Source organism: Hafnia alvei, from assembly GCF_900095695.1.
Taxonomy (GTDB): Bacteria; Pseudomonadota; Gammaproteobacteria; order Enterobacterales; family Enterobacteriaceae; genus Hafnia; species Hafnia alvei_B.
Genome location: NZ_FMIQ01000043.1, coordinates 40,396 through 53,188 on the forward strand (window position 1 = coordinate 40,396; position 12,793 = coordinate 53,188).

Here is a 12,793-nt window from a genome sequence, read left to right on the forward strand (position 1 = left end):
TAACGTGAGCTATGCATTTCCAGGGGCCTTCCCAGGCCGTCGTCTGCGTCGTGTTCGTCGCCATGATTTCAGCCGTCGTTTAGTTGCTGAAAACGTTCTGACCGTAGACGATCTGATTTACCCCGTGTTTGTCATGGAAGGCAAGAATCATCAGGAAGAAGTTTCCTCAATGCCGGGGGTGCACCGTATGACGATCGATCTGCTGATCAAAGAAGCAGAAGCGATCGCCAAACTGGGCGTACCGGTATTGTCGCTGTTCCCGGTTATTGGCACAGACAAAAAATCACTGCACGCAGAGGAAGCTTATAACCCTGATGGGCTGGTGCAGCGCGCCGTTCGTGCGCTGAAAGATGCGGTTCCTGAACTTGGTTTGCTGACCGATGTGGCGTTAGACCCTTATACCACTCATGGTCAGGATGGGGTTATTGACGCTGATGGCTACGTTATTAACGACATCACTAAAGAGATTCTGGTGCGTCAGGCACTCTCTCATGCCGAAGCCGGTGCTGAAATTATTGCACCGAGCGATATGATGGATGGGCGTATTGGCGCCATTCGCGATCAGCTCGAAGCCCAGCAGATGGTCAATACCCAGATCATGGCGTACTCCGCTAAATATGCTTCTTGCTACTACGGCCCATTCCGTGATGCATTGGGCTCTTCTGGCAATCTGAAAGGGGGTAATAAGAAAACCTATCAGATGGATCCAGCCAATAGCGATGAAGCCTTGCAAGAAGTTGCTCAGGATCTGCAAGAGGGCGCGGATATGGTGATGGTAAAACCGGGTATGCCATATCTGGATATGGTGCGTCGTGTGAAAGACACCTTCGGTGTGCCGACTTTTGCCTATCAGGTTTCCGGTGAGTATGCGATGCATATGGCCGCAATCCAAAATGGCTGGTTGCAAGAAAAACCAGCCATTATGGAATCTCTGATTTGCTTCAAGCGCGCGGGCGCCGACGGCGTGCTGACTTATTTCGCCAAGCGTGTTGCCCAGTGGCTGCATGATGCAGAAATGAATCGCTAATCATTGTTTGATTTGAGAAGACAAGAACCGCCGTTGATATCTCACGGCGGTTTTTTTGTTTAACGTTTTTCGAAATCCGTATTCTCAACGCTTTGCTGTACAGGTTTATTGAGCAGGTTAAGCAATAGAATGGCTCGTTTTTCACCATCGGCTTCGGTGTAAATGGCTTCAAAACCTTCAAATGCACCGCTGGTGATCACTACGGTATCGCCGGGCGCTGGGGTATCAGGATCAATGCATTCAGTCGGGGGCGCCGTCATCAATTGCTTGATAACCTTAAAAGGAATGGTGACCGGTAGAGATCCAAATCGAACGAAATGGCTGACACCGCGCGTAGATTGTACCGTGGTGGTATGGACTCTTTCAGGGTCGAGCTCGATAAACATGTAGTTAGGGAACATGGGTTCCTTCACCTGTGTACGTTTGCCGCGAACGATTTTCTCCAACGTAATCATTGGAGTAAAGCAGGGAATTTCCTGACGCGTTAGATGCTCTTTCGCACGCTCTAGTTGACCTCTTTTGCAATACAGCAGATACCACGATTCCATAACAACCTACGATTTAATGACTTACCCAGAGCATAGCAAAAGGTCGGATTGATAGACAGTTTCAGCTATTTATAGCGAGTATCTGCTATTGCTTACGCCGAGGTTTTACATTTTTTGCCACTTCAGGCAGAAGATCACAGCGTTGACCATAATTATTAGTTATAAATATCGCCCTATATAACCATTCGGGTTAGGTGTGGTTTCGGCGTGATAAAGCGCAATAAAATCATTCTCAATGCTAGGAGAAATTCCCATGGAGTTGTTTTTACTGAGTAACGGTAAGGTTTCCGGTGAATCTGAATTGCTGGGTTATGCAAAAGGACCCATTCAGTCCATGCTGCTAAGCAAGAAGATACGTTCTGCGGTACTGGTGCCCTATGCTGTGATCCGCGGTAACTACGACGCGCGTGCCGCAGAGTTAGAGAACTCATTAGGTATTCAAGTGACAAGCCTGCATCATTTTGACGATCCGGTTAAAGCCATTGAAGAGGCTGAATGTATTCTGGTGAGCGGCGGTAATACCTGGCTGCTGAACCAAATGCTGCATGAGAATGGCCTAATTGTGCCGATTCAGCGCGCGGTACGTGAACGTGAGATCCCCTATATCGGCTGGAGTGCCGGTTGTAACGTGGCAACGCCAAGCATTCGAACCACCAACGATATGCCGGTGCGCAATAGCGTGGTACTGCCTGCGCTAGGTTTGTTCCCTGTTCAGATCAACCCGCACTACATCGATGCCCACCTGAGTGGTCATATGGGGGAAACGCGCGACGAGCGTATTGCCGAGTTTTGTGCGGTGAATCCAAGTGAATATGTAATTGCGTTACGTGAAGGTAGCTTGCTGCATGTCTCTGGTGATGAGCTGGAATACTACAGCGTGAAAGCTCAGGGATTTAAAGTATTCCGTCACAATCAAGAAACTCATGAGTATTTTGATACACAAGCATTGGCCGATATGGTGCCTTTTCGCTGCTGTTAACCGTCAATGAACAAAGATATTCCGTTTGTTGCGGGCAGCCTATCGAATGATAATGCTTATTAAAGCAATTAGTTACCTGCTTGTAACAAAAGTGCAGCAACCAGAGTGAAGAACGCTTATAATGGGTTCTTCACCAGCCCAATAAGAAAGCTATGAAATACCGTGACTTGCGCGAATTCCTCTCTTTGCTGGAACAGAGAGGTGAGCTAAAACGCATCAGCCAGCCAATCGATCCTTATCTGGAAATGACAGAAATTGCGGACCGCACTTTGCGTGCCGGTGGCCCGGCGTTGCTGTTTGAAAATCCTAAGGGATATGACATTCCTGTTTTGTGCAACCTGTTTGGTACAGCAAAGCGTGTCGCCTTAGGTATGGGACAGGAAGATGTTAGCGCGTTGCGTGAAGTCGGTAAGCTGTTGGCATTTTTAAAAGAACCAGAGCCGCCAAAGGGGTTTCGCGATCTGTTTGATAAACTGCCTCAGTTTAAACAGGTTCTGAATATGCCGACGAAACGGCTGAGCACTGCGCCGTGCCAAGAACTTATTTGGCAGGGAGATGATGTAGATTTAGGTCGTATTCCGGTTATGCATTGCTGGCCTGAAGACGCAGCACCGCTGATTTCGTGGGGGCTGACTGTGACCCGTGGCCCGAATAAAGAGCGGCAGAACCTTGGCATCTATCGCCAGCAGGTTCTGGGCAAGAATAAAGTCATTATGCGCTGGCTGTCTCATCGCGGCGGTGCGCTTGATTTCCAAGAGTGGTGCCAAGCTCATCCAGGTGAACGCTTCCCGGTGTCCGTGGCTTTAGGCGCCGATCCAGCGACAATACTCGGCGCGGTGACGCCAGTGCCGGATACGCTTTCTGAATATGCGTTTGCAGGATTATTACGCGGCAATAAGAGCGAGGTCGTTAAATGTATTTCTAACGATCTGGAAGTGCCTGCCAGCGCTGAAATTGTGTTGGAAGGCTATATCGAGCCGGGTGAGATGGCGCCAGAAGGACCTTATGGCGACCACACGGGTTATTACAATGAAATCGATAATTTCCCCGTCTTTACCGTGACGCATATTACCCAGCGTCGTGATCCTATCTATCATTCGACCTATACCGGACGTCCACCGGATGAACCTGCGGTGATGGGACTGGCATTAAACGAAGTTTTTGTGCCTATTCTGCAAAAGCAGTTCCCGGAAATAGTGGATTTCTATCTGCCGCCGGAAGGGTGTTCATATCGAATGGCGGTCGTCACGATGAAGAAACAGTACGCCGGTCATGCCAAGCGCGTGATGATGGGCGTCTGGTCGTTTTTACGCCAATTTATGTACACCAAATTTGTCATTGTTTGTGATGACGATATCAATGCTCGAGATTGGAACGACGTTATTTGGGCTATCACTACTCGAATGGATCCCGCGCGTGATACGGTGATGATTGAAAATACACCGATAGATTATCTTGATTTCGCTTCACCGGTGTCGGGGCTGGGTTCCAAAATGGGACTGGATGCCACCAACAAATGGCCGGGTGAAACACAACGCGAATGGGGACGCCCCATTGTTATGGATGAAAAAGTCCGCACGCGGATTGATGCCATCTGGGATGAACTGGCAATTCTGGAAGATAACCATACTGACGCTAAGAATAGCCGCAAGCCTAATTAACGGCGGCTGTCTGGTTATGCAAAACCCTTTATCCGATAGAGTAACTACATGACAACGTTGAGCTGTAAAGTCACTTCCGTTGAGGCTATCACCGATACGGTTTATCGCGTTCGCTTAGTGCCGGAAGCACCGGTTTCGTTTCGCGCAGGCCAGTATTTGATGGTTGAAATGGATGAGCGTGACAAGCGTCCGTTCTCTATGGCTTCAACGCCATTGGAAAAGGATTTTATCGAACTGCATATCGGCGCTTCAGAGATCAATCTCTATGCGATGGCGGTAATGGATCGCATCCTGAAAGATCGTGTGGTGAATGTTGATATCCCTCACGGCGAAGCTTGGCTGCGCGAAGAGGGCGATCGTCCATTAGTGTTGATCGCCGGTGGTACCGGATTCTCCTACACTCGCTCTATTCTGATGATGGCGCTGGCACAGCAGCCTAATCGTGAAATCGCGATTTATTGGGGTGGACGTGAATCCAAGTATTTGTACGATCTGGCTGAGTTAGAAGCGCTGCAAGAAAAACACCCACAGCTGAAGGTTATCCCTGTGGTCGAACAGCCTGAAGAGGGCTGGAACGGCCGAACCGGTACCGTTTTGAGCGCAGTTTTGCAAGACTACGGCTCGCTGGCAGAATACGATATCTACATCGCTGGGCGTTTTGAAATGGCGAAGATTGCGCGTGAGCGTTTCTGCGCCGAACGTGAAGCCAAAGTAGAGCATATGTTTGGCGATGCATTTGCGTTCATCTGATATAACGCATCTGCTAGTAGTAAGGTGTATCGACTGCTAGCAGATGATGTTCTGCCAGAAATAAAAAACCCGCCCCTGACAGGCGGGAAGTACGGCAACTAAACTATTTATACCCGCTCGAATACGGTCGCAATACCCTGACCTAAACCAATACACATGGTTGCCAGACCAAACTGTACGTCACGGCGCTCCATCAGATTCAGCAGTGTGGTTGAGATACGTGAACCGGAACAGCCGAGTGGATGGCCTAAGGCGATTGCCCCGCCGTTAAGATTCACCTTTTCATCTAACACATCCAGCAGCCCAAGATCTTTTAGACATGGTAAGGTCTGAGCGGCAAACGCCTCGTTCAATTCAAACTGCCCGATATCTGAGATGCTCAGCCCTGCACGCTTTAAGGCGAGCTGTGTAGCGGGCACAGGGCCATATCCCATAATGGAAGGATCGCAGCCCACTACGGCCATTGAACGGATGCGTGCGCGTGGTTTTAAGCCCAACGATTTGGCGCGTGACTCGCTCATCAGCAGCATCGCCGATGCACCATCGGAAAGTGCTGAGGAGGTGCCTGCCGTGACGGTACCATTTACCGGATCGAAGGCGGGCCTTAGCGCTGCCAAGCTGGCGACGGTGGTTTCAGGGCGAATGACTTCATCATTAAACAGCATTTTCAATACGCCGTCGGCATCGTGACCTGCAGTAGGGACGATCTCGTTTTTAAATGCGCCAGAGGTTGTGGCGGCATAGGCGCGCTGATGCGAGCGAGCGGCAAATTCGTCCTGCATTTCACGGCTGATTTTGTGCATTTTCGCCAGCATTTCGGCGGTCAGCCCCATCATCCCTGCCGCTTTGGCAACGGTGCGGCTTAGGCCTGGGTGGAAATCAACGCCGTGGCTCATCGGCACGTGGCCCATATGCTCAACGCCGCCAATCAGACTAATTTGTGCGTCGCCGATCATAATGGCGCGAGCGGCATCGTGAATCGCCTGCATCGATGAACCGCACAGACGGTTAACCGTCGTCGCTGGTACGCTATGTGGCAGTTCAGCCAACAGCGCGGCATTACGTGCAATATTAAAGCCTTGTTCCAACGTTTGTTGTACGCAGCCCCAGTAAATATCGTCGATCTCTTTTGCATCAACGTTTGGGTTGCGGCTAAGTAGCGAACGCATCAGATGCGCCGAAAGATCTTCGGCTCGAACCTGACGATATGCGCCGCCTTTCGAGCGGCCCATCGGCGTACGGACGGCATCAATAACCACCACGTTTTCAATTGAACGGTTTTCCATGATTCCTTCCTTAAGCCTGTTGAGTGGCGCTGGAGGCCATCGTTGCATCGGTCTCAATCGGTGCCGCTGCTGGATAATAGGTCGCGTTGGTTTCTGCTTTGGCGCGCAGGCCTGCTGGCACCTGATACAGTTCGCCTAAATGCTGATAACGCTGGGCCATTTCGACATATTGCGTGGTGCCAATGGTGTCCAGATAGCGGAATGCGCCACCGTGGAACGGAGGGAAACCAATGCCATAGACCAGCGCCATATCTGCTTCTGCAGGGCTTGCCACGATTTTCTCTTCGAAGCAGCGAACGACTTCGTTGATCATCGGGATCATCATCCGAGCGATGATCTCTTCATCACTGAACTGTTCGTTAGATGGTGCCACCTCTGCTAACAGAGCCGCAGTTTGCTCATCTTGCACTTTGCGTGGTTTGCCTTTGCTGTCCTGCTCGTAACGATAGAAGCCTACGGCGTTTTTCTGACCAAAGCGCTGTGCATCAAACATCACATCCACTGCATCGCGATAGTTTTTGCCCATACGCTGCGGGAAACCTTGAGCCATAACCACTTGAGCATGATGTGCCGTGTCGATGCCGACGACGTCGAGCAGATAAGCAGGGCCCATTGGCCAGCCAAACTGTTTCTCCATCACTTTATCCACTTGGCGGAAATCAGCCCCGTCGCGCAACAGCAGGCTAAAACCGGCGAAGTAAGGGAACAACACGCGGTTGACGAAGAAACCAGGGCAATCATTTACTACGATCGGTGTTTTGCCCATTTTGGTGGCATAAGCCACAACGGTACCAATCGTTTGATCGGAGGTTTTAGCGCCGCGAATGATCTCCACCAATGGCATGCGATGCACAGGGTTAAAGAAGTGCATGCCGCAGAAGTTTTCAGGGCGTTGCAGCGAGGCTGCCAACTGATTGATAGGGATGGTAGAGGTATTTGAAGCCAGAATCGCGTCTGGTTTAATCAATGATTCAGCTTCCGCTAATACGGCTGCCTTAATTTTTGGGTTTTCAACTACGGCCTCAACCACGATTTGCGCTTGCTCAATACCCGCGTAGTTCAGCGTAGGTTGGATTGTGGAGAGGATCTGCGCCATTTTCAGGCCATTGATTTTCCCACGTTCGAGCTGTTTATTGAGAAGCTTACCTGCTTCATTCATACCGAGCACCAGCGATTTCTCACTGATGTCTTTCATTAACACAGGCGTACCTTTTAGCGCAGATTGATAGGCAATGCCGCCTCCCATAATACCAGCACCGAGCACCACTGCCTGCGAGGGAACTTGTCCAGACTGGGCAAGTTTCTTTGCTTTGCCTTTCACAAACTGATCGTTGAGGAAAATCCCAACCAGCGCACGAGCTTGAGTAGTGCGGGTTAATGGCACAAAGCTGGCAGTTTCAAGTTTGAGCGCTTCGGCACGTTTTAAACCAGCAGCGGCTTCAATGTTTTTTACCGCGGTGATAGGCGCAGGATAATGTTTCCCTGCGGTTTGCATCACCATGCCTTTGGCCGTGGTGAAGCTCATCAGCGATTCAATCGGGCTGAGTTTTAACGGTTCAAGTTTTGGCTGGCGCTGTGCTTTCCAGTCAAGTTGGCCATCGATGGCTTGGTGCAACATTTTAAGTGCGCCACTGACCAGCTTATCTTGCGATACTACGGCATCGACTAACCCAACTTTTAGGGCTTGTTCGGCACCAATATCTTTACCGGCGGCAATGATCTCCAGTGCGCTATCCGCACCGAGCAGGCGCGGCAAACGTACCGAACCGCCAAAGCCAGGCATAATTCCTAGCTTAGTTTCAGGCAGGCCAATGCGAACGTCCGGCGTGGCGATGCGAAAATCGGTGGCTAATACACACTCACAACCACCGCCCAGCGCATAGCCATTTACGGCGGTAATGGTGGGCACGGGTAAATCTTCTAAACGGTTAAATACGCTATTAGCGAAGTTGAGCCACTCCGTGAGTTTTTCTGCTGGAGCCGCAAATAGAGACAAAAACTCGGTGATATCTGCGCCAACGATAAAAGCGGCTTTGGTTGAGCGCACCAATAGACCACGCAGTTGCGGCTGTTTTTCAAGCACGTCTAGAGCTGCGCCTAAGCTGGCAACAGTTTTGGTATCCAGCTTGTTAATGGCGGCTGGAGCGTCAAATACCAGCTCGGCAATGCCGTCTTCGAGCCAGTTTACATGTAGGTTTTCGCCTTGGTAGAGCATCGTGATCTCCTGAATCAGCGCAGTTGATCTGGTATGACCAGATGCTTTGAAGTGTGGTTTTAATGTTAAATTTTTGCAAACAAAACATTGCGCATTTGCAAACTTGATCACAGAGAGTTGAATGGGGCTTTTGCCAACTTCCTGTTTTTAAGGAGTGCTGTGATAAGATGGAAAAATTCGTTGTGGGCAAAGGGTCATTTACATGGAAACACTAGCTTCGTTGTATTCTGAACACATGGAAACGCTGCAGCAGCGCACCCGTGAGGTTTTAGCGCGTAGTCAACTGGATGGGTTATTGATTCATTCTGGTGAGTTGTTATCGTTGTTCTTAGACGATCGTGATTATCCGTTTAAGGTGAATCCTCAGTTCAAAGCCTGGGTGCCGGTGACTCAAGTACCTAATTGCTGGTTGTGGGTAGACGGTGTGAATAAGCCGAAGCTTTGGTTCTATTCTCCCGTTGATTACTGGTATAGCGTTGAACCACTGCCCGATGCGTTTTGGACTTCTCATGTAGAAATGACCGCTTTGCGTAAAGCAGATGACATCGCACAGCTGTTGCCAAGTGCGCGCGAGCGTGTTGCCTATATCGGCTATGTTCCGCAGCGTGCGCAGTCTTTGGGTATTAAAGCTGAAAATATTAACCCGCAGGCGGTGCTAGATTATCTGCACTACCATCGCGCATACAAAACCGGCTATGAACAAGCGTGTATGCGTGAAGCGCAAAAGACGGCGGTAGTTGGGCATCAAGCAGCACTAGAAGCATTCCAGTCGGGTATGAGTGAGTTTGATATCAATCAGGCATATCTGACGGCAACAGGACATCGTGATACTGATGTACCGTACGACAATATCGTGGCACTGAATGAGCATGCTGCGGTTCTGCACTACACGACGTTACAACATAAGTTGCCTTCTGAAGTCCGTAGCTTCTTGCTTGATGCGGGTGCGGAATATAACGGCTATGCGGCGGATTTAACGCGTACCTATGCGGCTAAAAGCGATAGCGACTTTGCAGCGTTGGTCAGCGACATGAATAAAGAGCAACTGGCGCTGATTGCGACGCTGAAATGTGGTGTACGTTACACGGATTACCATCTGCAAATGCATCAGCGTTTGGCAAAATTGCTCAAAAAACACCATATCCTGAAAGATATCAGTGAAGAAGCTGCCGTGGAGCAAGGGCTGACATGTCCATTCCTACCGCATGGCTTGGGGCATCCGCTTGGGCTACAGGTCCATGATGTTGCAGGTTTTATGCAGGATGAAAATGGTACCCATCTGGCTGCGCCAGAAATGTATCCATTCCTGCGCTGCACGCGCATCATGGAACCGGGTATGGTGATGACGATCGAACCTGGCCTGTACTTTATTGATTCACTGCTCGCGCCGTGGAAAGAAGGGAAGTTTAGTCAGCACTTTGATTGGGCTCGCATTGATGCTTTCCGCCCTTACGGCGGGATCCGTATTGAAGATAACGTAATTTTCCATGAGAAATCAGTGGAAAATATGACGCGCGATCTGCATTTGGATTGATGAGTCAGCCTTATCTTATTCCCGCTGAGGCGCTGAGCTTCAGCGAGGAAATCAAAAAAAGCCGCTTCATTACCTTGTTGGCACATACGACGGGTAGCGAAGCGGCAAAAGCTTTTGTCACTCAGGTGAAATCCGAGCATCCTGATGCGCGTCATCATTGCTGGGCGTTTGTTGCCGGTGCACCGGATGATTCTCAACAGTTAGGTTTCTCAGATGACGGTGAGCCGTCGGGAACGGCGGGAAAGCCAATGCTTGCTCAACTGATGGGCAGTCATATTGGTGAAATCACGGCGGTCGTTGTGCGTTATTATGGCGGCATCCGATTGGGAACCGGTGGTTTGGTTAAAGCCTACGGTGGCGGTGTTCAACAAGCATTAAAACTTTTGCCAGTAGAGCGTAAAGTGCCGCAGGCTGAGTATACTTTGCAGTGTGACTATGGATTATTGACCCAAGTTGAAGCCGTTATAGCGCAGGTTGGGGGTGAGATCTTGCAGAGTGATTATGCTGTTGATGTGCTGCTGACGGTGAGTTTGCCTGTGCTGGTTGTAGAAGACGTCGCTGAAAAGTTACGCAACATGAGCCGTGGCTCATTGCAATTACATCAGACTTCGTAATAATCCCCCGCATTATCTTTTTTGTTGTACTTATTACTCTTTAATTGAGCAAGGAACGTGCCCGAATGCATTTTCGTGCCATTATCCGCATCGTCGGTTTACTCGTCATATTGTTCTCTGGAACTATGATCATCCCGGGGCTTGTTGCCCTGATTTATCGTGACGGTGCAGGCCGGGCGTTTACTCAAACTTTCTTTGTTGCGCTAACGATTGGTACTTTGCTGTGGTGGCCACAGCGTAAGCAAAAACATGAGCTAAAACCGCGTGAAGGTTTTTTGATAGTTGTGCTGTTCTGGACGGTGTTGGGCAGCGTTGGGGCATTGCCTTTCCTGTTTTCAGAGCGCCCGAACCTCAGCGTGACGGACGCCTTCTTTGAATCTTTCTCAGGATTAACGACCACGGGGGCAACGACTCTTGTTGGTTTAGATAACCTCCCTAAAGCTATTTTATTCTATCGACAAATGCTGCAATGGCTTGGCGGTATGGGGATCATCGTCTTGGCCGTCGCTATTTTGCCTATTTTAGGTGTCGGCGGATTACAGCTCTATCGTGCTGAAATGCCGGGGCCGCTAAAAGATAATAAGATGCGCCCACGTATTGCTGAAACGGCCAAAACATTATGGTTTATCTACGTTTTGCTGACCGTTGCGTGTGCCGTGGCGTTGTGGGGGGCGGGGATGGATGTCTTCGACGCCATTTCTCATAGCTTCTCGACTATCGCGATTGGGGGATTCTCCACACACGATGCCAGCATAGGCTATTTCAACAGTCCTACCATCAATACCATTATTGCTGTGTTCCTACTGATTTCCGGTTGTAACTTCAGCTTGCACTTTGCGCTCCTTAGCGGGCGAAGCTTGAAAGTGTATTGGCGCGATCCTGAGTTCCGTATGTTCATTTTTGTTCAGTTGACGCTGGTGGCGATCTGTACCCTTGTTCTGTGGTGGCATAACGTTTATCAAACTGGGCTGCAAACGGTGAATCAGGCATTTTTCCAAGTGGTTTCAATGGCGACAACCGCTGGGTTTACCACTGACAGCATTGCGCACTGGCCGTTATTCCTTCCTGTGCTTCTATTATGTTCCGCATTCATAGGCGGCTGTGCGGGTTCAACGGGCGGGGGGCTGAAAGTCATCCGTATTCTGCTGCTGTTCTTGCAGGGATCTCGTGAACTCAAGCGATTGGTGCATCCTAATGCGGTTTACACCATCAAGTTAGGCAGCCGAGCTTTGCCAGAGCGTATCCTTGAAGCGGTGTGGGGATTCTTCTCCGCCTACGCATTAGTCTTCATCATTAGTATGCTTGCGATTATCGCGACAGGGGTTGATGATTTCTCTGCGTTCGCTGCCGTGGTCGCTACATTGAACAACCTCGGACCAGGGTTAGGGGTGGTTGCGGATAACTTTACCTCTATGAATGATGCGGCTAAATGGGTGTTGGTCGTCACCATGCTGTTTGGTCGATTAGAAGTCTTCACCTTATTAGTGCTGTTTACGCCAACGTTTTGGCGTAACTAAAGTATTCACGATTAATTATGGATAATGCCAGAGGCCGTAAGCCATGAAGAAAACATTAGTGCTTTATTCAAGCCAAGATGGACAGACAAAAGCTATCGCCTCTTATATCGCTTCAGCGTTATCTGAAACGACGATGTGCGATGTGCAAGATTTGGCAATCTCGATGGATATCGATCTTGCCAACTACCAGGCGATCGTGATTGGTGCATCGGTTCGCTACGGACATTTTCAACGTGCGCTATATCAGTTCACCAAAATGAATACTGCTCAGTTAAATACAATGCCGAGTGCTTTCTTTGCGGTAAACCTCACGGCCCGTAAACCTGAGAAGAGAACTCCACAGACCAATGCGTATACGCGTAAGTTCTTGCTTGCTACGCCTTGGCAGCCAAAACTATGTTCGGTGTTTGCTGGGGCGCTGCGTTATCCACGATATGGTTGGCTAGATAAGTTTATGATCAAACTTATTATGAAAATGACCGGTGGGGAAACGGATACGACTAAAGAAGTTGAATATACGGATTGGCAGGATGTAGAGCGCTTTGCACAGGGATTTGTCCGTTTAACCAGCAGTGTGGTGCGATAATCATCACAAAACACAACTTTTGTTGATAAATTACGCGGTCAGTAATTATTTTCAAATAAACACTTGTCAGTCGTTC

The 12,793-nt window shown here is 49.6% G+C and carries 11 protein-coding genes; 8 read left to right on the forward strand and 3 right to left on the reverse strand.

Annotated features, from left to right (window positions below):
- Positions 1-4: 4 nt before the first annotated feature.
- Complete coding sequence (gene hemB, locus BN1044_RS11795; RefSeq protein ID WP_040047264.1) at positions 5-1,027, forward strand: porphobilinogen synthase; 1,023 nt, start codon at positions 5-7, stop codon at positions 1,025-1,027.
- Between the two features lie 59 nt (positions 1,028-1,086).
- Here hemB and rfaH read toward each other — a convergent pair whose 3' ends face one another.
- On the reverse strand, positions 1,087-1,575 hold the full coding sequence (gene rfaH / locus BN1044_RS11800) for a transcription/translation regulatory transformer protein RfaH (RefSeq protein WP_072308864.1): 489 nt from the start codon (positions 1,573-1,575) through the stop codon (positions 1,087-1,089).
- A 253-nt stretch (positions 1,576-1,828) separates the two neighbouring features.
- On the opposite strand from rfaH, the gene pepE reads away from it, so the two are divergent.
- From pepE to fre, 3 genes are all read left to right on the forward strand, one after another.
- A complete protein-coding gene (gene pepE, locus BN1044_RS11805; RefSeq protein ID WP_072308866.1) occupies positions 1,829-2,554 on the forward strand; it encodes a dipeptidase PepE in 726 nt (241 codons plus the stop codon).
- A 152-nt stretch (positions 2,555-2,706) separates the two neighbouring features.
- Complete coding sequence (ubiD, locus tag BN1044_RS11810; protein ID WP_072308867.1) at positions 2,707-4,215, forward strand: 4-hydroxy-3-polyprenylbenzoate decarboxylase; 1,509 nt, start codon at positions 2,707-2,709, stop codon at positions 4,213-4,215.
- A 48-nt stretch (positions 4,216-4,263) separates the two neighbouring features.
- A complete protein-coding gene (fre, locus tag BN1044_RS11815) occupies positions 4,264-4,965 on the forward strand; it encodes an NAD(P)H-flavin reductase (RefSeq protein ID WP_072308869.1) in 702 nt (233 codons plus the stop codon).
- 107 nt (positions 4,966-5,072) lie between these two features.
- Here fre and fadA read toward each other — a convergent pair whose 3' ends face one another.
- Together fadA and fadB are read right to left on the reverse strand one after the other, a co-directional pair.
- Positions 5,073-6,236, reverse strand: coding sequence for an acetyl-CoA C-acyltransferase FadA (fadA, locus tag BN1044_RS11820; protein WP_043490348.1), 1,164 nt, complete (start codon positions 6,234-6,236; stop codon positions 5,073-5,075).
- Between the two features lie 25 nt (positions 6,237-6,261).
- Positions 6,262-8,466 (reverse strand): fatty acid oxidation complex subunit alpha FadB, encoded by a 2,205-nt coding sequence (gene fadB / locus BN1044_RS11825; RefSeq protein WP_072308870.1) that lies wholly within the window; start codon positions 8,464-8,466, stop codon positions 6,262-6,264.
- A gap of 202 nt (positions 8,467-8,668) precedes the next feature.
- On the opposite strand from fadB, the gene pepQ reads away from it, so the two are divergent.
- From pepQ to hemG, 4 genes are all read left to right on the forward strand, one after another.
- The gene (gene pepQ / locus BN1044_RS11830) at positions 8,669-10,000 is read left to right on the forward strand and encodes a Xaa-Pro dipeptidase (protein ID WP_072308871.1); all 1,332 of its coding nucleotides are present in this window, start codon (positions 8,669-8,671) and stop codon (positions 9,998-10,000) included.
- Positions 10,000-10,614 carry an IMPACT family protein gene (locus BN1044_RS11835; protein ID WP_072308872.1) on the forward strand — a complete coding sequence of 205 codons (615 nt, stop codon included), beginning with the start codon at positions 10,000-10,002 and terminating at the stop codon, positions 10,612-10,614. Before pepQ ends, BN1044_RS11835 begins: the two co-directional genes overlap by 1 nt.
- A 65-nt stretch (positions 10,615-10,679) precedes the next feature.
- Positions 10,680-12,131, forward strand: a complete 1,452-nt coding sequence (gene trkH / locus BN1044_RS11840; RefSeq protein ID WP_072308873.1) for a Trk system potassium transporter TrkH — start codon at positions 10,680-10,682, stop codon at positions 12,129-12,131.
- 43 nt (positions 12,132-12,174) lie between these two features.
- Positions 12,175-12,717, forward strand: a complete 543-nt coding sequence (hemG, locus tag BN1044_RS11845; RefSeq protein ID WP_072308875.1) for a menaquinone-dependent protoporphyrinogen IX dehydrogenase — start codon at positions 12,175-12,177, stop codon at positions 12,715-12,717.
- Positions 12,718-12,793 lie beyond the last annotated feature (76 nt).

Excerpts from the sequence above, each read along its gene's own strand:
- BN1044_RS11835 (WP_072308872.1), top strand. The coding sequence starts at position 10,000 with ATGAGTCAGCCTTATCTTATTCCCGCTGAGGCGCTGAGCTTCAGCGAG.
- fadB (WP_072308870.1), bottom strand. The coding sequence starts at position 8,466 with ATGCTCTACCAAGGCGAAAACCTACATGTAAACTGGCTCGAAGACGGC.
- pepE (WP_072308866.1), top strand. The coding sequence starts at position 1,829 with ATGGAGTTGTTTTTACTGAGTAACGGTAAGGTTTCCGGTGAATCTGAA.
- hemG (WP_072308875.1), top strand. The coding sequence starts at position 12,175 with ATGAAGAAAACATTAGTGCTTTATTCAAGCCAAGATGGACAGACAAAA.
- ubiD (WP_072308867.1), top strand. The coding sequence starts at position 2,707 with ATGAAATACCGTGACTTGCGCGAATTCCTCTCTTTGCTGGAACAGAGA.
- rfaH (WP_072308864.1), bottom strand. The coding sequence starts at position 1,575 with ATGGAATCGTGGTATCTGCTGTATTGCAAAAGAGGTCAACTAGAGCGT.
- trkH (WP_072308873.1), top strand. The coding sequence starts at position 10,680 with ATGCATTTTCGTGCCATTATCCGCATCGTCGGTTTACTCGTCATATTG.
- pepQ (WP_072308871.1), top strand. The coding sequence starts at position 8,669 with ATGGAAACACTAGCTTCGTTGTATTCTGAACACATGGAAACGCTGCAG.
- fre (WP_072308869.1), top strand. The coding sequence starts at position 4,264 with ATGACAACGTTGAGCTGTAAAGTCACTTCCGTTGAGGCTATCACCGAT.